The sequence below is a fragment of the Nocardia sp. NPDC004604 genome (genome assembly GCF_040609795.1).
GTDB lineage: Bacteria > Actinomycetota > Actinomycetes > Mycobacteriales > Mycobacteriaceae > Nocardia.
This window is the reverse complement of sequence record NZ_JBEXLC010000104.1, coordinates 1-20,874: the sequence shown is the minus strand read 5'-3', so window position 1 is coordinate 20,874 and position 20,874 is coordinate 1. Positions and strand designations below refer to the sequence as shown.

Annotated in this window: 18 protein-coding genes; 8 read left to right on the top strand and 10 right to left on the bottom strand. The window is 66.5% G+C overall.

The window, feature by feature from the left end; translation table 11 throughout:
- Nucleotides 1-65: 65 nt before the first annotated feature.
- A complete protein-coding gene (locus ABZW16_RS30580; RefSeq protein ID WP_354959555.1) occupies nucleotides 66-2,786 on the bottom strand; it encodes an AAA family ATPase in 2,721 nt (906 codons plus the stop codon).
- A gap of 128 nt (nucleotides 2,787-2,914) precedes the next feature.
- Here ABZW16_RS30580 and ABZW16_RS30575 point away from each other — a divergent pair, with 128 nt between their 5' ends.
- The 3 genes from ABZW16_RS30575 to ABZW16_RS30565 are packed head-to-tail and all read left to right on the top strand — an operon-like array spanning nucleotide 2,915 to nucleotide 4,966.
- Nucleotides 2,915-3,970, top strand: coding sequence for an AraC family transcriptional regulator (locus ABZW16_RS30575; protein WP_354959554.1), 1,056 nt, complete (start codon nucleotides 2,915-2,917; stop codon nucleotides 3,968-3,970).
- Nucleotides 3,936-4,829 (top strand): alpha/beta hydrolase, encoded by an 894-nt coding sequence (locus tag ABZW16_RS30570; RefSeq protein WP_354959553.1) that lies wholly within the window; start codon nucleotides 3,936-3,938, stop codon nucleotides 4,827-4,829. The genes ABZW16_RS30575 and ABZW16_RS30570 overlap by 35 nt, the downstream gene beginning before the upstream one ends.
- Nucleotides 4,826-4,966: a hypothetical protein gene (locus tag ABZW16_RS30565; protein ID WP_354959552.1), complete on the top strand. Its 141-nt coding sequence runs from the start codon at nucleotides 4,826-4,828 to the stop codon at nucleotides 4,964-4,966. Before ABZW16_RS30570 ends, ABZW16_RS30565 begins: the two co-directional genes overlap by 4 nt.
- A gap of 58 nt (nucleotides 4,967-5,024) precedes the next feature.
- Here the strand turns inward: ABZW16_RS30565 and ABZW16_RS30560 are convergent, their stop codons facing one another.
- Together ABZW16_RS30560 and ABZW16_RS30555 are read right to left on the bottom strand one after the other, a co-directional pair.
- Entirely contained in the window at nucleotides 5,025-5,927 is a 903-nt protein-coding gene (locus tag ABZW16_RS30560; RefSeq protein WP_354959551.1) for a class I SAM-dependent methyltransferase, read from the bottom strand.
- A 284-nt stretch (nucleotides 5,928-6,211) separates the two neighbouring features.
- Entirely contained in the window at nucleotides 6,212-8,995 is a 2,784-nt protein-coding gene (locus ABZW16_RS30555; RefSeq protein ID WP_354959550.1) for an AAA family ATPase, read from the bottom strand.
- A 214-nt stretch (nucleotides 8,996-9,209) separates the two neighbouring features.
- Here ABZW16_RS30555 and ABZW16_RS30550 point away from each other — a divergent pair, with 214 nt between their 5' ends.
- Genes ABZW16_RS30550 through ABZW16_RS30540 form a run of 3 tightly spaced genes read left to right on the top strand, consistent with a single transcriptional unit; the run spans nucleotide 9,210 to nucleotide 11,448 of the window.
- Nucleotides 9,210-10,415, top strand: coding sequence for an aminoglycoside phosphotransferase family protein (locus tag ABZW16_RS30550; RefSeq protein ID WP_354959549.1), 1,206 nt, complete (start codon nucleotides 9,210-9,212; stop codon nucleotides 10,413-10,415).
- Between the two features lie 19 nt (nucleotides 10,416-10,434).
- Nucleotides 10,435-11,010, top strand: a complete 576-nt coding sequence (locus ABZW16_RS30545) for a hypothetical protein (RefSeq protein WP_354959548.1) — start codon at nucleotides 10,435-10,437, stop codon at nucleotides 11,008-11,010.
- 15 nt (nucleotides 11,011-11,025) lie between these two features.
- A complete protein-coding gene (locus tag ABZW16_RS30540) occupies nucleotides 11,026-11,448 on the top strand; it encodes a threonyl-tRNA synthetase editing domain-containing protein (protein ID WP_354959547.1) in 423 nt (140 codons plus the stop codon).
- On the opposite strand, the gene ABZW16_RS30535 is transcribed toward ABZW16_RS30540, so the two are convergent.
- From ABZW16_RS30535 to ABZW16_RS30525, 3 genes are read right to left on the bottom strand one after another with little or no spacing between them, the layout of a single operon-like run.
- Nucleotides 11,437-11,832, bottom strand: a complete 396-nt coding sequence (locus ABZW16_RS30535; protein WP_354959546.1) for a hypothetical protein — start codon at nucleotides 11,830-11,832, stop codon at nucleotides 11,437-11,439. The genes ABZW16_RS30540 and ABZW16_RS30535 overlap by 12 nt on opposite strands.
- Complete coding sequence (locus ABZW16_RS30530; protein ID WP_354959545.1) at nucleotides 11,829-13,007, bottom strand: PLP-dependent aminotransferase family protein; 1,179 nt, start codon at nucleotides 13,005-13,007, stop codon at nucleotides 11,829-11,831. Before ABZW16_RS30530 ends, ABZW16_RS30535 begins: the two co-directional genes overlap by 4 nt.
- On the bottom strand, nucleotides 13,004-13,399 hold the full coding sequence (locus ABZW16_RS30525) for a cupin domain-containing protein (RefSeq protein ID WP_354959544.1): 396 nt from the start codon (nucleotides 13,397-13,399) through the stop codon (nucleotides 13,004-13,006). The genes ABZW16_RS30530 and ABZW16_RS30525 overlap by 4 nt, the downstream gene beginning before the upstream one ends.
- Before the next feature lie 744 nt (nucleotides 13,400-14,143).
- Between ABZW16_RS30525 and ABZW16_RS30520 the strand changes: the two genes are divergently transcribed.
- Nucleotides 14,144-14,434, top strand: a complete 291-nt coding sequence (locus tag ABZW16_RS30520; protein WP_354959543.1) for a hypothetical protein — start codon at nucleotides 14,144-14,146, stop codon at nucleotides 14,432-14,434.
- A gap of 338 nt (nucleotides 14,435-14,772) precedes the next feature.
- Here the strand turns inward: ABZW16_RS30520 and ABZW16_RS30515 are convergent, their stop codons facing one another.
- The gene (locus ABZW16_RS30515) at nucleotides 14,773-15,339 is read right to left on the bottom strand and encodes a hypothetical protein (RefSeq protein ID WP_354959542.1); all 567 of its coding nucleotides are present in this window, start codon (nucleotides 15,337-15,339) and stop codon (nucleotides 14,773-14,775) included.
- A gap of 392 nt (nucleotides 15,340-15,731) precedes the next feature.
- On the bottom strand, nucleotides 15,732-16,466 hold the full coding sequence (locus ABZW16_RS30510) for a MerR family transcriptional regulator (protein ID WP_354959541.1): 735 nt from the start codon (nucleotides 16,464-16,466) through the stop codon (nucleotides 15,732-15,734).
- A 171-nt stretch (nucleotides 16,467-16,637) separates the two neighbouring features.
- On the opposite strand from ABZW16_RS30510, the gene ABZW16_RS30505 reads away from it, so the two are divergent.
- A complete protein-coding gene (locus tag ABZW16_RS30505; protein ID WP_354959540.1) occupies nucleotides 16,638-16,994 on the top strand; it encodes a DUF1707 domain-containing protein in 357 nt (118 codons plus the stop codon).
- A 42-nt stretch (nucleotides 16,995-17,036) separates the two neighbouring features.
- Here ABZW16_RS30505 and ABZW16_RS30500 read toward each other — a convergent pair whose 3' ends face one another.
- Both ABZW16_RS30500 and ABZW16_RS30495 read right to left on the bottom strand, forming a co-directional pair.
- Nucleotides 17,037-19,472, bottom strand: coding sequence for a tetratricopeptide repeat protein (locus tag ABZW16_RS30500; protein WP_354959539.1), 2,436 nt, complete (start codon nucleotides 19,470-19,472; stop codon nucleotides 17,037-17,039).
- 126 nt (nucleotides 19,473-19,598) lie between these two features.
- The coding region (locus ABZW16_RS30495; protein WP_354959538.1) for an amino acid permease at nucleotides 19,599-20,874 on the bottom strand (1,276 nt) is incomplete at its 5' end.

The following is a 20,874-nucleotide window of genomic DNA, read 5'->3' as shown; positions in this document are numbered from 1 at the left end:
GAACGGTCCGACCGGGACCGCGTCTGTCGAATGACTGTAATAGCCAGCGTGATTCACACCGCCGGTTAAGTCATCGCATACCTGGCGAGTTCGGCCCGCGAGGCCACCCCCAGCTTCGGAAACGCCTTGTACAGGTGATAGCCGACAGTCCGGGCGCTCAGGAACAGCTGGGTGCCGATCTCCCGATTGGTTGCCCCGGTCGCGGCCAGACGCACCACCTGAAGTTCCTGCGGGGTGAGCGAAGCCAGCGGATCGGACTCACGGCCCTGGTCCGATATCGAGATCCCGGTCGCCCGCAACTCCGCCGCCGCGCGCTCGGACCACGGAACCGCGCCCAGCAGATCGAAGGTTGCCATGGCCGCTTGCAACTGGGTCCGCGCCTCGGCGCGACGGTTGTGGCGGCGCAGCCATTCGCCGTACATCAGTTCAGTTCTGGCCTGTTCGAAGGGCTGATCGCCACGCGCGTGCAAACGCAGCGCGCGCTCATAGAGATCCGCCGCGTCACCGTCGGTCAGCAGGGCGTGGCAGCGGTGCAGGACCGCGAGCGCCCATGGTTGATCGATTGCCTTGGCCCAGTTGGTGAACCGCGTCAGCGCCTGGTGCGCGCGCTGCCGATCGCCGATGCGGACGGCGGCCTCGACATAGTCGGGATAGGCGTAGCGCCAGACGAATGCGTGCTTGCCCGGACCGGCTGCCGATTTGTCGAGCCGGTCCAGCACCTGCGCGTACCTGCCGTAGCCGGAGTCGAGTGCGGCGAGAGCGTAGGTGGCCCAGGTGATCCCGGTCATCCACATCCCACCCTCCTCGATCGCTTCCGCGGCCAGGGCCCGGCATTCCTGCTCCGCGCCCGCCACCCCGGCCGACCATGCGGCGACCCCGGCCAGGTAGTACTTCCAGTAGTGCTGGCCGATGTCCTCGGCAAGCCGCCGGCCCTCGGCCGCAGTGGCTCGCGCCGCACGATGCCGTCCGGTCGCGAGTTCGGCGATCGCGAGCATCATCATGGCCTGGGGCATGCGCCCGATCCGGCCCGCGGTGCGGCAGGCGTCGACCAGTCGCGTCGCATCCCGGTACATACCGTCCACGTCACCACGGGCGAAGCCCAGATAGGCGGCGACAATATGCAGGTCGACCGGTAGGTCGGCGACATCGCCCAGGTTGTGCGGTGCGATATTGACGGCCAGCCGATCCCCTTCCAGCAGCAGGCGAACATCGCGCGCCAGCGCGTGAATCGCGTGCTCCGGCCCACACATTCCGGCTGCGAGGTCTTCGGTACGACGAGCCAGTACAAGTTGGTCCGGATGCGGGCGGCTGGACCAGGCGTAGATGGCGGCCCAGCCGAGCATCGCCAGGCAGGTCGGTCGATCATGCGCCGCCGTCGCAGTGAGTACGCGGACCCCGTCGTGCAGCAGCCGCGTTGCTTCGAGTGGATGTCCCGCCTCGAAGGCCAACCCGGCGCGCACCCGGGCCAGTTCCGCCACGATCGACGGCTCGGCGGGCGGCGGTCCGGAGTTCGCGCGCTCCGCCAAATCGGCTGCCCGCTCGGACAGTCCGGCCTCGTAGGCGGCGGTTGCCGCGATCGTCCAACGACGGGACCTATCCGCAGCGGCGGGTGAGAGTTCGGCCGCCCTGGCATAACCGGCACTGACCGCGATCTGGCCACCGCGGCGCCGCGCCCGCACCGCGGCGTCCTCCAACTGCGCGGCGACCGCCTCGTCGGGCAGTGTGGTCACCGCGGCCAGATGCCAGGCCCTGCGGTCGTCGTCCACGGCCCCGGCCAGTGCCCGGTGCGCCGCGACCCGCTCCGCGACATCGCAGGCCAATCGGGCGGCGGTGCGGATGAGCGGATGCCGGAATTCGATGCCGGAGGACGTGACCCGGGCTAAATCGGCCTGTTCGGCGGGCGCGAAATCGGTCAGTGCGGCACCGAGCGCGGGTAGGGCCCTGGTCACCGGCTCGATATGTCCGCTGTCGTCCAAGGCTGCAACCAGTAGACACAGCCGCGAATCCTCTGGCAGCGCCCGGATCCGTTCCCGAAATCCGGTCAGCACCCGACTCGATGGCGGTTCGGGTCCACCGAGTGAGTACCCTAGCGGTGTGTCGGTTCCGGCGCGCTGCGCGGGCGTGAGTGTGCGCGGAATCTCCAGCAGGGCAAGCGGATTGCCACCGGACTCGGCGATGACATGATCCCGCGCGGATGGTGCGAGGGTGGCTGCGGCATCGACGAGCTGTTGCGCGGCAGCGGAATCGAGCCCGGTCAGCTGCAAATCGGGCACACCGGGCGCGAGAAAGGGACGTTCGCCGTCGCGGGCGGCGAAGATCAGCGTCACCGGCTCACTGTGCAGGCGCCGCACCGCGAACAACAGTGCGTCGGCGGACTCCTGATCCAACCAGTGCGCGTCATCGATCAGGCACAGCAGCGGTCCGTCCATCGAAAGTTCGGTGAGCAGGCTCAGGGTGGCCAGGCCGATGAGAAAGCGGTCGGCCGGTGTCGCCGAACCGAATCCCAATGCCGCCAACAGCGCATCGGATTGCTGTCGCGGCAATTCCGAGACCGTCTCCAGCACTGGACTCAGCAGCACATGCAGTGCGGCGAAAGGCAATTCCGTCTCGGACTCGATACCGGTGACCCAGAGCAGTCGAGCATCCGCCGACCTGGCGTATTCCAGCAGTGCTGACTTGCCGATCCCCGCCTCACCGCGCACGACCAGCGCGCCGGGACACCCAGCAACGGCGTCAGCAAGCAGGGTCTCGATCCTCGCCTGCTCCACCGTGCGGCCGTATAACATCCGTTCGCCCTGACTTCCGTCCACTATCGATCAGAGCGCACCCTAACGTCTTCCGGAAGCTTCTTCTCGATACCGGGACGGGATGCCCATGTTCGCGGGCGCGATGGCGGATGATTACGGTCCTCGACGTGCTTAGAGTGCCAATGGCGGGAGCCCGAGACGATATCGGCCGGGTGCAGCGCACGCCGCCGATCAGGGGAGGTCCGTTGGAGCACGAAACACCTATGCGGCGAGACGGATTCGACGGATCGGGGACGCCGTTCGTGCCGGATGACCTGTCCGATGTGATGGTGGTGGCCGGGGCGGCGCGGTCGTATCGCAACAGCGTGCACGAGGAAATCAAACTGGTGCAGGTGACGGGCTCGGGATTCACCGTGCGCAGGCGCGGCAGCGTGTATCGGGCGGCGCCCGGTGAGCTGGTCGCGCTGCATGCCGACGACGCGCACTCCGGGGCGCCCGATGAGTTGGGCTCGGCAAGTTGGCGCATGATGTGCCTGTCGCCATCGCTGATCGCGGAGGTCATGCCGTCGGAGACGATGCGGTTCGGGGATGTCGTCGTCGGCGACCGTGCGCTGTCGAACCATTTCCGGACCCTGCACATCCTCCTGCATCGGCCCGGTGGCCGTCCCGGTTCGGCGCTGCACCGGGAGGGTGGCCTGCTGGAATTCCTCGGCGCGTTGGCGATGCGCGCCGACCGGGTCGGGGTTCCCGATATCGGGTCGAATGCGGTCCGCCGGATATCGGAGGTGGTGCGGGATTACTTGCGCGAGAACGTCTCCCGCAATGTGACACTGGACGAACTCAGCGGCGTCACCGGCACCAGCAAGTACCAGCTCGTACGTGCCTGCACCGCACACTTCGGTCTGCCGCCGCACAAACTGCATGTGCGCCTACGCCTCGACTACGTCCGGTGGATGCTGCGCGGCGGTATGCGGATCGCCGAAATCGCCTATGCGACCGGCTTTCACGATCAGCCGCATTTGACGCGCGCGTTCACCGCCGCGTACGGCATGACACCGGCGACCTATCGGGCGAGCTTCCACGGCACCGCGCGGCGCAGCTGGACCCTGAGTGCCGCGCAAGAACGTACAAGACCGATCCAGTCGAATACGCCTAGCGTCGTGGTCCAGTCATGCGAAAGGGACACAGATGACGCTGCTCGAGAAGGTCGAGTTCACCAGTGACGGGTATCGGCTGGCGGGCGATCTGCACCTGCCCGATCCCGGCACCGAACGCGGTGCGGTGGTATTGACGGGCCCGTTTTCCGGTGTGCGAGAACAGGTTACGGGTTTCTACGCGGAGCGCTTCGCCCAGCGGGGTTACGTCGCATTGTCCTTCGACCACCGCAATTGGGGCGATAGCGAGGGCCTGCCGCGCCAGCACGAGGACGCCACCGCCAAGGTCGCCGACCTGCGGCACGCGGTGAGCTACCTGGCCGCGCGGCCGGAGGTCGATCCGAACAAGATCGCCGCTGGCGGGGTATGCCTGGGCGGCATCTACGCGACGCAACTGGCCGCATTCGATCCGCGGATCAAGGCAATCGCGCTGATCGCCGCCGCCTACAACAACCCGACATTGATCCGAAACCGCTTCGGGGCGGTCAACTTCGCCGCCTTGCTCGAGCAGTTCGCGCAGATCGCCCAGCGCCAGTTCGAAACCGGCGAGATCGAATACTGGCCCGCGGTCAACCCGGCCGGAATGCCCGCCGGAAATCCCGGCCCGGAACCGTTCGACTACTACGGAACCGACCGCGGCGCGCGGCCCGGCTGGGAAAACCGCTGCACCGCACTGTCGGTCCTGCAGGAACTGACCCTGGACGTGGAAGCCTACCTGCCGCTGCTGACCGCCCCCGCGCTGATCGTGCACGGACGCGGCGACCAGGCCATCCCGGTCGCCGACGCCGAAGCCGCCTTCGCCAGGACACCCGAACCCAAGGAACTTCTGCTGCTCGACACCACCAATCACATCGACCTCTACGACGACGACACCTACGTGCTACCCGCCATCGACCGCGCCGTAGCCCATTTCGACCGAAGCCTGTGACGCGGTCTCGACCGCTCGGCCGGATCGGGCTGCGCGTATCCGAACTTTTCCTCGGCGCGATGACCCTCGACGAGGACTGGCGCTGGGCGCGCAGCCTTCCGCGCTATTCGGCCATGGCTCTGGTCGCCACCGGCTGACCGGCGACCGGCTCGGTCGCCCGGCCGAGGCCGAGCAGCCGCCCGGCGACCTGTGGGTTCACCCGCGCTTCTCGGCGGATATGTAGCGCGCCTCCCGCAAACGGTCGAGCAGTTCAGCAGGCAAGTCGGCGGGCAGGTCGGTGATCGGGCGGCCGTAGCCGGCGGCCAGGTCGAAGGGCGTGGCGCGGTGGACCGACCAGCCGTGCTGAGACAGCCAGTCCCCGGGATCGGCGCGGTCGTCGTCGTACCACAGGTCGCGCACGTTCAGGCTGCCGAACGGGTTGTCGCCGAAGAACCTCTCCTCCATATCGAAATGGCGCTGGTCCAGGCCGCGGCCGAAGTCGTCGGTGGCCACGCTGCTGCCGACCGCGGACAGGGCGTCGATGCGTTCGAACAAGGCGTCGTGTGCCGAACCCGGAAGGAACGGCAACAGCCCCTCAGCCGACCACGCCGTCGGGAGCCCCCGATCGAAATCCGCGGCGGTGAGCGCGGCGGGCCAGTCATCGCGCAGATCGACCGCCAGCGCGCGCAGATCGGCCCTGGCCACGGCACCGTGATCGGCGAGCACGCGATTCTTGAACTCCAGCACACGGGGCTGATCGATCTCGAAGACGACCGTGCCCGCGGGCCAGTCCAACCGATACGCCCGCGCGTCCAGACCGGATGCCAGGATCACTGCCTGCCGCACACCGCGCTGCCACGCCGCGGCGAAGAACTCGTCGAAGAACTTTGTCCGGACCCCCATGAACCGCCCGAACAAACCGACCGCTCCCGCCGACGCCGGGTCGTCCAGCATCCGCAGAAAATGCGGTTCACCCGCCGCCTGGACGAACCACGCCGCATAGTCGTCGTGGATCATCGGCTCGGGATCGAGCGTCTCGAGTGCGCGAAACGTGGCGACGCCCAGGGCGGTCAGACCCACGCTCGTCACGATGTCCCAGCTGTCTCCGTCCGCTCGCATAGATATCACCCCATCGGTGTCAGCGATCATCAGAGCTCTGCTGAAGCGGAGTTAACGCCCCGCATCTACGCTATCGATTTTCCTCCCGTGTGGAACATCCGGGCAACGCCCGGACCCGCGTCCGCCGGTGAAACGGGTCAGCGGCGGCCCTGTCCACGCACACGGCACTATCGGGCGTTGCGCGATTGTTATGGCACTGCCTCTATGCCCGCCCCCGAACGGCACGCCGAACATTGGTCACGCCAGTGCCGGGACGGCCAAGGCGTGGGCGGTACCCGATGGCGTCAGTAGCCGGAGATCGCGGCCGCGATCTCCCGCCGCGAACCGACCCCGAGTTTGGCCAGAATATTGGACACGTGGGATTGAATTGTCCTGCGGGACAGGAACATTTGCGCGGCGATCGCGGAGTTGGAGAAGCCCTCCGCCACCAGGGCGGCGACCTTGCGCTCGGTATCTGTCAGTGCGGCGCGGCCGGTTTTGGGCCGGTTGCGTGGGCCGCGCACGCCGCGGCGAATTCCGTAGGGCCGCAGGCGGGCTACCGCGCGCGCGATATCCCAGGATGCGCCGAGGGTGGTGTAAAGCCCGATGGCGGCGTCGAGGGCGCTGCGGGCATCGGCGTCGTGTCCCTCCGCAGCGAAGAGCGCGGAGGCGTTCTCGTAGGCCTGTGCCTCATTGAGCGGTCGGGTGGCCTGCCGAAATGCCGCCGCGGCGGAGAGCAGGACCGCGGGCTCGCGGTCGGCCAGACCTCGGCACAGCAGGGCGGTGCCGGTTCTGGCGGCCGTCGGCTGGCGCTGCGCCAGCTCCGCCGCGGCCGCGACCACCGAACGAGCCGCGTCCTCGTCACCGACATCGGCGGCCAACCGGGCGATATCCGGGAAGATGTAATAGAGCGTCGGCGCGGTCAAGCCGTCGGCCAGTGCCTTGTGCGCATCGAGGAGCAGGTCGAGCGCACCACGCGGGTCGCCGCGCGTCTCGAGCAGTAGGGCATGGACCCATGGATAGAACTGCCCATAGCCGCTGCTGCCGAGCTGATCGTCGGGCGCGGGAACGGCTTCGGGGTCCGGGAGGAAGGTGCCGCGGTGGATTCCGATCAGCGCCGCCAGGCTGGACAGAATCGGGGTATAGCCGAAAGCGTCGGGCACCGTAAGACCCGAGGTGCATTCGACCATCGCATCGTCCCAGCGCCCTTCCAGCACATGCAGGCGTGCCTGCGCGACCAGATTCGCTCCCAGATAGACACCATTGATCCGGCGATTGTGTCCGATCGCCTTGCCGAGCACCGCTTCCGCGTCGGCGAGCCGATCGAGCTCGATCAGGCAGTGCGCGTAGAGCACATACGGATCGAACTGGTCGGATCCGAATCCATTGTCGAAGACGGCCAGGATGCGGCTGCTCAGTTCCAGCGCCTCGTCGAGATAGCCGCGGGTGTAGCGCACGGCCCCCAATGTCAGCAGACCGTATCCGGTCACGAGCGGGTTCTCGGTGGCATCCCCGATCGCCAATGCCTGCTGCCCCGCCGCCTCCGCAGCATCGAAGCGACCGAGGAAGAAGTTATTGAGTCCGCAGACCCCGTGGAACCGGCCCGCCGCCTCGACCGCGAGATCCGGTGTCGCCAATACCTTTTCGGCGACGTCCACGGCCCCGTGCAGATCACCGCGCGCATGGCAGGCCTGCATCAGCAGCCAGTGCAGCTCGATATCGTCGTCCGGCCGGTTCAACAGCGCTGTGCGCACCAGGGATTCGGCCTCGGTCGCGCGCCCGTTCCAGAGCAGCGCCTGGGTCTGCAGACGCACCAGTACGGAACGCAGTCGGATATTGGCGGTGCTCGCCGCGCGTTGCAGCAGTTGCAGCGCGATCTCGGGTGCGCGCACGATCAGCTTGTCGGCCACCGACACCAGCCACTCGAGGGCGGCAGTGTCGAGTTCGCTCTCCCCCGCCAGCAGGTAGTAACCGATGCGCTCGATGGGTGCGTCGGTCGCGAGCAGGAGCTGTCCGGAGCGGCGCAGCAGTCCGGCGCGCAGCGAGCCGGGCAGCTGATCGGCGAGCACCTGGCGGATCAGATCGTGCCGGAAGACCAGTTCGGAATCGGCCCGGGTGAGCAGGCCGCCGTCCGTCGCCTCGGTGACCGCGCTCCAGATTTCCAGAATGGGACTGTCCAGCACCGCCGCCAATTCCGCGACGTGCACGGTCGGGCCGAGCGCGGCGGCCATCGGAAGTACCTGCCGCGCAGAGCGCGACAGGAATTCCAGCCGCTGCGCGATCGCCCCCGCCAGCGATGCGGAGGGCCGCTCGTCATTGGCCGCGCCGGTCGGATCGGCGGTATCGGCGACCACGGTGATCGACCTGTCGCGCAGCAGGGACGCCACCAGTTCCGTGATGTAGAGCGGGTTCCCGCCCGCGCCGACCACCTGCCGCAGCAAACCGGGTCCCGGCGTTGCCCCGACCATATGCCGAACCAGCTCTGTCGCGGCCGATTCGGGCAGGGCATCGAGGCGAATCGCCGGAGCGCCGCGTTGGACGAGTTCGGCCGTCAACGCGGTCATCCCGGCGTCGCGGGGCAGCGGACGGGCCGCGAGCATCAGCACCAGCGGTAGCTCGTCGACAATGCCACAGAGCCGGTGCAGCACCGCGAGACTCTGCCGATCCGCCCAATGCACATCGTCGATGAGCAATGCCAGCGGACCGTCGGCGCACCAGGTGTCGACCAGGTCGAGGATCGCCTCGGTGATCGCGAACTCATGGGTCGCCGCACCGTCGCCCGCACGATCCCCGCTGCGCAGCAGCGCACGCACCGGATCCGAGGCGCCGCGGTCGGCATCCAGCCATGAGCAGACCGCCGCAAAGGGCACCTGCCGCTGCAGTTCCTTCGCGGCGCCTCGGCGCACGAACAACCCGTCGGCGGCATATCGGGCACCGGCCGCGTCGAGCAGCGCGGTCTTGCCGATACCGGGCTCGCCCTCGACGAGCAGCACCGTCCCCTGCCCGGCGGCGGCGCGCCTACCCAGCGACACCGCACGCTCGACCTCGGCATCGCGACCGACGAATACGGAGGTGAGGGAGTCCGGCACGCGAGGGATCTTATGCGTCCGCATGCAGATATGCCCGCTATCGATCGCCAGGTGAGCGCGGTATTCGCAGCAGCGGATGCGGATGTTCCCACGAGCTATGACGGATGTTCCCGGTGCGCGCCTGCCATAGTGTCGCCGATTACGGCGGCTCGCCAGCAGCGAAACCGGCCGGGCACAACGCTATTCGAATTGCCACGAGAGCCGAGGAGAACCGTTGCAGTCCGAGGCACCCACTCGGCACCCCGCACTCGCGGTGGTGCGCGGAATCACACGCATCGGTGGTCATATCGCGAGGGAAGCGATCACCCGCCCACAGGCCCTGCGTGTGGCCGATGTGCCGGTGATCGGTCGAGAACTGACCACCAATTGGCTGACCGCTGTGCTGTGCTACGGCCATCCGGGTACCAAGGTCAAGAGGTTCGATATCGGGAACCCGTCCAGCGGCACCTCGACCCGGTGGAAATTGACTGTCACCTACAACGAGGCCGGGCAGGTGGCGGGCCTGCCGGAAAATCTGTTCGCCAAGACGACCGCGGGTTTCAAACAGCGGCTCACCCTCGACCTGGCCGGAATTCTGCGCGGTGAACCGGGATTCTTCAAACACCTACGCCCCCACCTCGATATCGAGGCACCGCGCGGGTATCACAGCGCGGTCGACAGCCGATCGGGGCGGTCGATCTCGCTGCTCGAGGACATAGTCCACACCAAGGGCGCCAGCTTCTGCACGCCGGGAAGGCGGATCGGGCGCGAACAGATCGAGGATCTGCTGCGCACCATGGCGACCTGGCACGCCCGCTACTGGGATGACGCGCAACTGCTGCACCATCGGTGGCTGAAGCCGCCGAGGGCGCATTTCGCCAATCTCGACAGTTTGATCGGCATGTCCAAACGGGCCCGGGTCGGGGCTCGGCGCGCCGCCTCGGTGCTGCCCGAAGCGCTTCCCGCCCACCATGATCGGCTCTACCGCGCACTGGAACGCGCACTCGAGATCGCCAGCACCGGCCCACAGACCTTCCTGCACGGTGACAGCCATATCGGCAATACCTACGTCACCGCCAACGGCCGGATGGGTTTCACCGACTGGCAGGTCGTACTGCGCGGCAGTTGGGCCTACGACTTCGCCTATGTGGTCGGCTCCGGTCTGACGGTGGCCGATCGGCGGGCCTGGGAACACGACCTGCTCGGCGTCTACCTGGAGCAGCTGGCGGCCTGTGGCGCTCCGGCGCCCGATTTCGATACGGCCTGGCTGGCCTACCGGCAGCAGGTGCTGTATCCGTACTTCATCTGGCTGTCGACCATCGGTCACAGCGCCATCCAGCCCAAGTACCAGCCCGACGAGGTCTGCCTCGGCATTATCGAGCGCACCGCGACGGCCGTGCTCGACCTCGATGCCGCCGGCGCCGTCGAGGCGTCCGGATGAGCGGCCCCGGAGGTAGTTGATGCGCCTTGTCAGCAACCGGTGCCGCACCGTCGAATACACCGTGACGACGGCGAGCCCCTGCGCCATTACTCTCGAGCCGTCGGCAATCGGAGCGCGCAGATGCTTCCACGACTGCCTGCTGCTGGCGCTCGGGGTGGACCGCGGCGACCGGGCATTGGCGGGCACCGCCGTACAGCTCGTCCGACGCATTGTCACCGAATCCGATGCGGGGCCGATCGTCGTCGACGGCTTCGCGTGTCTGCCCGGACCCGGTGAAAGAGACAGCACTCCAGCGGGATTCGATGTGCTCGCGGAACTGGCCGAGGCCCTGGACGTGCTGACCGAAGTGACCGAACGGCTAGCGGAACGCGGTGAGCAGGTTCATCTCATGCCGTTCGGCTGGTACAAGACGTGTCGCGTCGACCCGCTCGGCGGGTTCGGGACACAGCACATCATCCACATGTCGGCCAACGACGCCCGACAGTGCGAACCGGGAATGCGTCGGCACGGATCACGCTGTCACACCCTGGCGCATACGGCACTGGCCGCTCGTGCCAGGACCGTATGCGTATCACCCGATCGTGGCCGACGCTGATTCCGGAACCAGAGCATGAAAATCCTCAGTAGCCGCTGCCGTACCTTCGAATACACCGTCACCACGGCCAGCCCGGTCGCCGTCTCGCTCGAACCGGCGGCGATCGGGGTGACGAACTCGTTTTCCGACTGTCTGCTGTTGATGGTCGGGGTGGAGCGCGGCGATTCACCCCCGTCGAAAGCCGCCACCAAGATCGTGCGGCGCATCGCGTCCAAAACCGATGCGTCGCATATCGTCATCAACGGCTTCTCCCATCTGGCCACCCCCGGCGAACGGTCGGATGTACCGACCGCGCTCACCGTGCTGGCGAGTCTCGCCGAATCCCTGGAAGCCCGCGGTGTCCTCGTCCACCTCATGCCGTTCGGCTGGAACAAGCGCTGGCAGGCCGATGTGCTCGACGGCGAATGGGAACAGCGAGTGGTCCACCTACCGGGATGACACCTGGTCGCACGACATCGGAGGGCCGAATCTACGACCGGTCAGGTCGGCGGCGAGTGGGCCGCGGCACGGTCTGCCCGCGAGATCGTAGAACGTCGCGCTCGCCGATCCGGTGAATCCGTCACCGTGCACGGTCAGGTCGAACCGCACGATCCCCTTCTGCACCAGCCCCGGATCCGCACGGTCCACAGTGAATTCCAGGAAGGCGCCCGATACATTCGCCCCGTCGGCCCGCCAGGTACCCATGCCGTTGCTGTCGCTGGTGGCCCGGTTGCCGTGGTCCGGATTCGACTGGAGCATGGTGCCATCCGCGTGGAAGGTCATCACGTGGTATCCGAACGGCGCGCCATCGGCCACCACTTCCCAGACGCCGACGACACTCATGCGCACAGTCCTGCCAGCAGTTCGATACCGCGGTCGATGCGGTGCTCCGGCACACCGGCAAAGCTCAGCCGTATCGCATTGCGCGGTGCGTCGGCTGCGGCGAAGAATGCGGACCCGGGCAGATAGGCCACGCCCGCTGCCAGCGCCCGAGGCAATACCGCGTCCGCGTCGAAATCGGTTGGGCCCTGGACCCATACGAACATGCCGCCGGCCGGCTCCGACCAGCTGAATCCGGTCGGAAAGTACTTCTCCAGCGCGTTCGTCACGGTATTCAGCTTGACCGCATACGATGCCACGAGCCGGCCGAGATGCGCGTCGCCCGCCGGGGTGCCGAGGAATTCGGCGGCAATGGCCTGGCTGAACGCCGAGGTCTGCATATCGATGCCCTGTTTGAGTGCGAGCACTGGCTCGAGCAGGTCGACCGGCAATACCGCGATGCCGATCCGCAGCGCGGGCGCAAGGGTTTTCGACAGCGAGGTGATGTAGACGGTGTTGTCCGGGGCGAAGGACCATAGCGCGGGCAGCGGCTCACCCCGATACCGCAGGTCGGTGTACACATCGTCCTCCACAACCAGGGCCCGGTGCCAGGTGATCACCTCGGCGACCCGTGCGCGCCGGGCCGCGGACATGGTCCGCCCGGTCGGGTTCTGGAAGGTCGGCAGGAGATAGACGAACGCCGCATCATACTGCGCCAGTGCGATATCCAACGCTTCCGGGATGACGCCATCGGCATCGCATTCGACCTGGACGACCGTCGCGCCGTGGCTGCGGAACACCTTCACCGCCGGTCCGTAGGTCGGGGTTTCCACCAGCACCACGCTGCCGGGGCCGAGCAGTGCCATACAGACGTTGTGCAATGCGCCGGATCCGCCCGTCGCGATGTGCAAGCGGCTCGTCGCACATCCGATCCCACGGCCGGACAATAGCATTCGCGCCTGTTCCAGCAGCGGCGGAAAGCCCTGCGTGAGTCCGTACTGCAATGCGGTGTTCCCGTACTTCGCAATCGCCGCGGCCGCCAGCGATGCGATCAGCTCACCAGGCAACAGGGCCGGATCCGGCGCGCCGACCGCGAAGGAGATCACATCCGGGCGGCGCACCAGCGTGGTGAACGCATCGTCGATCGGACCGCTGCGCGGCGCCGCGTCCCGGCCGAATGCGATGCTGGTGCGGCTCATGCGCGAGCGAGTTCGCGCCGCAGGCGCGCGGCGACCTCCAGTGCCGCCGCATCGAATTCCGGTGTCAATATCAGGTCGTTGCTGAAGAGCGGATCGGTACGGATGTCGAGGGCAATCAGGCCGTCGGTGTCGCTGAGATTCACCGCGACATGCACGACACCCTCCGGGATATACAGAAGTTCGCGCGGTCCGTGGAAGTACGGCGTCAATTCGGGGCCGATCAAGGTCACCGCCCGTCCGGTCAGACACGCCACGACTGTTTCACTGTGCGCGTGATAGTGCGCCCGCGCCACCTTCCCCGGCGCCATATTCACCATTGCCGCCGAAATACCCTCGGCCCCACAGGTTTCCTGGGTGATACACGGCAGCAGGTGCTGCTCCTGGGGTCCCACAACCTCCGCTACATCGGCAGCGGCAACCACTCGTACAGTCTTCGAGACACTTTCCATCGGACATCCCAGATAGTTGAGAATGAGCATGCGGCAATGCCGAGCGTCGAGAACGCTAGGACATGCTCACACCAGAAACATCCGTCACACCGGGCCGGAATATCCGTGTTCGACCTCGGGTGATCGCGGCGCACGATAAGACGATGCCGAAGCGCCCCGCGTGTGGCCAGCGAGTGAATCCTGATCGACCATACGGACTTTGGGCCGAATATCCCCAACCACGGGGAAGCCTCGGCCGGAGCTCGTGGCAACGTGGTGTCGCCCGGTGTGCGTCCCGCCCCGAGCGCGCAGGCAGCTGGACAAGGAGGATCGCATGTCCGACGGCTCGAACGAGCTGGCGGTCGAACATCCCCGATCCGAGCCGTGGCCGGGCAGCGGCCCATATGGTGACGCGAATGGACGCGCCGACCGTCCGTCACCGATGCCACACCGCAGGCGATGGCGGCGCTGATAGCCGCCGCCGAACACGGCCTGGTCACCCGCGCGACGCTGTGTGCGCCATCCGAATCACGGTGAGCGCAAGCCTCAACCTCACTGCCAGAGTTGGTGGGTTGGAAAATTTCCTAATGGTTCACTATTGATTGTGCCGCTGTTTGACGGCACAATAGAGAGCAGACAACCTGCACACCCGGCACACACCTACCGACCAAGTCCGGGACCCACAGGGCTAAGGAGATATCGGTAACCATGAACCTCAAGTCGAAGAAGGTCGTCATAGCTGGTGCGGTCGCCGGCGCGCTGGTCATCACACCGGCCGCCATGGCGATTCAGTCGACCCTCGCAGCCCCCGGGAACCACAGCAACAGCAACAGCGGCGGTGCCCGCGGCGGCGGTTACAACAACAACTCGAACGGCAGCCGCCGCGTCGCCGATCAGGATCACGCCGCCTCCGGCAACAACAACTCGAGCCGAGGCTCCTACGAGAACACCAACGACAGTGGCCGCTGGGTCTGGGTTCCCTCCGACGGTGGCCGCTGACCTATTCCCCTGCGGCTCTTGATATTCCGAATGCGACCGTCGCCCCGAAAGGGCGGCGGTCGCATTTGTCTGTGCACCGACACGACGTGGGCGCCTCAACTTCGCGCCTCCCCACCCAGCCGAGATTCAACCGTGGATACACCCAGCCGCTGAACCTTGCATCCACAAAAGCACAAGCCCTACACAACAGCCAATGATGTTCCGCTGGTACACAATTGACTACTTCGCGAGCGCACAATCGGCCCTCGACACAGCTCGATGCCCTCCCGGACGGCGCGCATAAAATTGCGCGACCGTCCGAAAGGGCATCGGCGATAGGAAGATTCGCGATAGACGACTCAGGTCAGGCTGCCATCGACACACAGGCTCGACGACCGCCACGACGGTCCCGGCCGGTTCGCGGCCATATCGAAGGTCCACTGCGTGACCGGCCCGGCCGCACGCCAGTACAGCCCGCCGCGGCCGTCCGCGACCGCCTCGTAGATGTCCTCCCGGCCCTCGATCAACTGGCTGCCGACGCAGGAGTCCATGTAGTCCGTGCCGGGCTGCTGCGCCCCCGGGCTGAACTGGCCTGCGGGGTTGCCATTGGTGCCGGGGTTGTACACGCTGCTGCGGCCCGGTGCCAATCCTTCACGGGACCAGCGCGCGAAGCCGAAGAAGTCCGATTGGCACCGGTACATCCAGCCACCCGCAGCGATCGCCACACCCTGGGGATGACCGACGCCCGCCCACAGGCAGCGAACGCCGATATCGGCGTTCGCCGCGGGGGTCGCGGCGCCCAGACCGAAGCCGCTGGCCGCCGCTGCGATCGCGGTGAGCAGGGTGAGCGCTCGAATCTTGCTGCCACCCTTGGTATTACATTCCGAAACTCGCGGCGCAGAGCGCCATCCGCTGAGGTTGACCATCGACGTCTCCTTAATCATTGTCGCCCCGTCGGCCGACGTCGATACGGGCCGAGGGGAGGTGCTGATCCCGCTGAATAATGTAACGCTAATCAACGGCACGTTAGGCCAAGTATCACCACACGTGGGAACGTTGAGCGAGGAGAAGTCGGAGCCGAGCACGAAAAGCGATGGTCACGCCCCCTGGATCTACAGATCGCGCGCCTGGATCTACAGATCACGGAATGGAACTACAGGACATGGCGTGGATCTACATGGCACGGCGTGGATCAACATGGCACGGCGTGGATCAACATGGCACGGCATGGATCAACATGGCACGGCATGGATCAACAACGGCACAGTCTGGAGTAAGAAAGGCGCACCAGCCCCATCGGCGGCGCGTAGTGCCGCACCTAGGCGTCCGGCAGCACTTCGGCGAGGTCGGTGTCCTGGTCGAGATACCGGGCGATGAAGCGGTTGACCAGTTCGGCGGTCACCTGCCCGGGCTGGATCTTGGTCTCGACCAGGCGCGCCGCGAGTGCCGCGCGGTCGGTCGATGTGCGTTCCGAGCGCTGATACGGCTCCCACGCGGTCCGATGGAATAGATCGACGAACCGACGGGCGATCCGATCACAGTCCGCGCGCAGCCGCTCCAATTCGCCGAGCAGCGCGTCGACCGGAATGCCCGCGCCCGCCAACTGGTCGAAGCTGCGGATCAGCTGCGGATCCGCGATGCGGTAGGTCGCGGCGTCGACCGGTTCGTACAGACCGGCCGAGACCACGCGGGCGAGGCCGTTGGGCACCTCGCGGTAACGCTGTTCGAGCTCGGTCGCCGCGATCGTGTCGACGGCGGACGGCGCGGTGGACTGCGTCGCACCCGGCTCAGCGACACCGAGGATGTCACCGAGATCGTCGCCGCGGTCCCAGGCCTCGAGCAGCTCCCGAATCCCGTTGAGCTTGATCCCCCGATCGAGCAGGCGGCTGATCGTCTGCACGCGATTGAGGTGATCAGGTCCGTAGAAGCCGGTGCGGCCCTTCACCTGCGGTGGGGGCAGAATGCCGCGCTCGGCGTAAACGCGCAGGCTGCGGACGGTCGTACCGGCCTCGCGCGCCAGCTCATCGATCGTGTACTCCACGTCGCCTGCCATATGTCTAGGAAACCACATCGAAACATTACCCGTAGGTAAGCATACGTCAGTCATGTCGGACACCTACTGATCGGCGAGGCCGTTACCAACCCCCGATCACACCGCAAACTATTCCCGCCCTTGGCAATTCACCTCCACCAATATGGCCGCGGCGGGGCTTATCCTTCGGAGATGACCGAAGCGCAGGCTTCTCGAATTACCGTGACGGAACGGGAACGGGCGCTGGAACAACTGTCGCACCATCTCGGCACCGGACGACTCAGCCTGACCGAGTTCGACGAACGCAGCGCCAGTGCGGCGGCGGCGACCAGCAAAGGACAATTGGCGGAATTGTTCGCCGACCTGCCGGGCGTCACACCGCCCGCACCACCAGTAGTACCCACGAGCAATGCACTGCAGAGACTCTCGACGATCGCCGCGCTGATCTCCATCGTCGCGGTCGTGCTCGCAGTCGCCACGGGCAACTGGCTGTGGCTGCTGGCTGGCACCGGAACAATCGTCGCCTTCGTCGTCCAGCGCATGCGCTGAGAACCGCTGGTCCCTGGCACTGCTCCCCCGCGAGCGCTTGCCCTACCAGCGGGTGCGGGGCCGAACGGAATTCGCCAAATCGACCAGCCGGTAGCGGTGCCAGCGATCGGGCGCGGTCCTGGCCAGCGCGCGCAGGCTGGTTTCGAGTCCAAGTCGCAGCCCCGCCGCGGTGACCGGGAAGCCGAGGATGGTCCGGTTCGGATTGCGCGAACGCCCGCCGACCCGCAGCCACTCCAATGCGGCGCCGACCACGATGACCTGCAATTGCAGCGTTCGAGCATCATCCGGCAGCGCCTCGAGGCGGTCCGCCGCGGCGCAGATATCGGCTTCGGTGATATCGGCGATCGGCCGCGAGACCAGCAGCAGACATCCGGTGGTATGCGCGACGCCGTGGTGGCGCGACGCCGCGGGCACCTGGTCCAGCACGGTCACCGCCTCGAGCAATTCGCCATCGGCGGCCAGCCGCCGGGCCAGGCCGAAGGCCGCGCTCACCACGCCGTGATTGGTGCGCCACACCGCCCGGTAGTGCTCGGCCGCGGCGCGGTGCCAGCGATCCGAATCTGCGGGCAGATCCAGATGCTGCAGTACGAGTTCCGCGGTCGCGGCCAAGGCCAGTTCCGGACCTATCTCACCGGGCAGCATCGAATGCACGATCTCGAAATGCTGCCAGGCCCGCTCGTAGAAACCGTCGAGCAGCGCGGCGACACCCACGTACCACTCGATGCGCCAGTCCGCGCCGTAATCGGGCCGCAGATCGGCGAGCAGCTGACAGGCCGGAACCGTTTCCCCGAGGTCGAGATAGGCGCGAACCGCCGTCAGCGGTCCCTCCAGATCGAAGGACTCCGGCGCGACGATCGTGCCGGCACGGATGCGTTCGTGTGCCCGGCGCAGCCCGTCCAGCGCATGCCGCGGTTCGCTGTGCAGTAGAGACGACAGCAACTCGGCACTGGGATCCTCGCTATCGATCAACGGCGTCGGCAGGGCCGCGACGACGTCGCGCGCCTCGAGCACCGGCATGCGGTCCATCCCGTCGACGATGCCGTCGGTCTGGCCGACGAGCGTATCGATGCCGAAATCGTCTCGCATGGCACTCAATTCGACCGACGGCTGCGGATGCTCCAGGCCGGTATCGATCGCGAGAACCATGCGCAGCGCGCCAGCGAGCTGACAGTACATCGAATACGCGGACGGGAATCTGCGCTCCGGCTCCGGATCGGTGGCACGCAGCAGCAATCGATACAGGCACGGGTAGCGCGCCAGCAGTGGATCCTCATCGGGCTCCGGAATGCCGCCGAGAAAGTGACCGTCGCGGTCGCGCGGCAGATCCAGCGCCAGCGCGGCCAGCGTCCGGCCGACGGTGTAGATATCCGAAACCACGGTCGGCCCGGTCTCGGTGATCTCGGGCGCCTGGTAGCCGGGGGTGCCGTAGATGCTGCCGTAGGAATCCATGGCCGCGACCGCACCCAGGTCGATGAGTTTGACCTCGTGCTCGCTGACCATGATGTTGTCGGGTTTCAGATCGTTGTATGCCAATCCGAACGAATGCAGATAGTCCAGCGCGGGCAGGATTTCCATGATGTAGGCGATGGCCTCGACAACCGGAATGCGCTCCTTACCGCGCAGATCGAGCATCTTCTTCAGCGATTGCCCGCCCACGTATTCCATGACGATATAGCCGTCGGCAATATCTCGACCGGAGCGATGCTTGACGAAGTTGTAAATCTTTACGACACCGGGGTGCGCCACCTCGGAAAGGAATTGGCGCTCGGCAAGCGCGACCACATGCGCTTCGAAGTCGAGCGGGTTCTGCAATCCCTTCAATACCACCCACCGATCGCTGACATTGCGGTCGACGGCCAGATAAATCCAGCCGAGTCCGCCGTGCGCCAGCGATCCCTGCACCTCGTATTGATCGGCGACCAGTTCGCCGCGCTCCAGGGTGGGACGGAAGTTGAACGGCGATCCGCACCGGCCGCATTCGCCGACCACGGCGCCGGGTCCGCTGGCGCTGCGGCGACCGACCGGCTCCTGACATTTCCAGCAGAACCGTTTGGGTTCGGGGACTTCGGGATCGGCGAGGATGGCGGTGCGCGGATCGACCGGCGCGACCCGCGGCATCGGCACGAGCCCGGCGCCGAGCCGCCGCACGCTCGGACGGGAACGGCCGCTGCGCCCGGAGACGGGCTCGTCGAGTTCGAGTGGATCGGCGCCGGTGTCCGGATCGGTCACCGGCATCGTCGCGCGGCTGTCGTCGGGCCGCAACTGCAGGTCGGTGGATGAGAACCGTTGCGCCGGAGTGCCTTCCACAATGCTGGGACCGGACCATGGATGCTGGCGGCGTTGCGACGGTTCGACCTTCGACATGCCTCGGGTTGCCCAGGGGTGCGGCGTCCGCCGCGGTACCTCGGTACCGCGCATCCGCCGATTCGCCCATGGGTGCGGCAGCGGATTCTCGGAGGCGCTGGGTTGCTCCGGCATGGGAACCTTTCGAGCCTGTTGAATCAGGGCCCCATTCTCTTCCCCGAGCCGCCGCCGCGCGCACTGCTTATTCCCTGCTATGGGAATAGCTCCGCCCCGGACATGTTGTCCGGGGCGGAAATCGGTTTACTTGTCGTCGGGCTCGTCGAGGATGACGACCGCTTCACCGTCGCGCACACGCGGCGGCCGCTCGGCCAGCACCGGGAACTGACCGGTGATGCCCTCGCGTTCCTGGGCGACCTGCAGCACCCGCTTGCGAGCCAGGAACCACCCGCCGACGAAGGCCGGAGCCACCACCACGAACATGGCGATCACCGCACCCCGCTGCTCGATTTCGTGGCTGGATGCCATCAGCACGATCACCGCGACCAGGAAAACCAGCGTGGCGTAGCTGGTGTACGGCGCACCGAACAGTCGGAACGACGGACGTTCGACCAGACCCTTCTTCGACCAGCGGAACAGCTGCAGCTGGCAGACCACGATCGCGCCCCAGGCGGCGATGGTGCCGAGAGCGGACATGTTCAGCACGATCTCGAAGGCCTTGTCCGGAACCATCGCATTGAGCCCGACACCGACCAGCGCGATCGCACCGGTGGCGAGGATGCCGACGTAGGGCACACCGCCGCTGGACATCCGCGAGGCGATCTTGGGCGCGCTGCCGTTCATCGACATCGAGCGCAGGATGCGACCGGTCGAGTACAGACCCGCGTTGAGGCTGGAGAAGGCCGCGGTCAGCACCACCAGGTTCATGATCGAACCCGCACCGCCGACACCGAGCTTGGAGAAGAAGGTGACGAACGGGCTCTCGCCGGACTTGAAGGCGACGTAGGGCAGCAGCAGGCCGAGCAGCACCAGCGATCCGACATAGAACAGCGCGATGCGGGCGATGACCGAGTTGATGGCCCGCGGCATGATCTTTTCCGGATTCTCCGCCTCACCGGCCGCGGTGCCGATCAATTCCACTGCGGCGTAGGCGAATACGACACCGGTAGTGACGGTGACCAGCGGCAGCAGACCGGTCGGGAACAGTCCGCCGTTATCCGAGATCACGCTGAAACCGGTGGTCTCACCGTCGATCTTGAACCGGCCCCCCAGGAAGATGGTGCCGATGATCAGGAAGGCGACGAGCGCGATGACCTTGATCAGTGCGGCCCAGAACTCCAGCTCACCGAACCACTTCACCGAGATCAGGTTGATGCTGACCACGATGGCCAGCGCGACCAGCGCGATCAACCACTGCGGTATCGCCTCGGTGGCTCCCCAGAAATGGACATAGGTGGCGATCGCGGTGATGTCTACGATGCCGGTCATGCACCAGTGGAAGAAGTACATCCACCCGACCGCGAAAGCCAGCTTCTCGCCATAGAACTCACGCGCATAGGAAACAAACGATCCGGAGGAC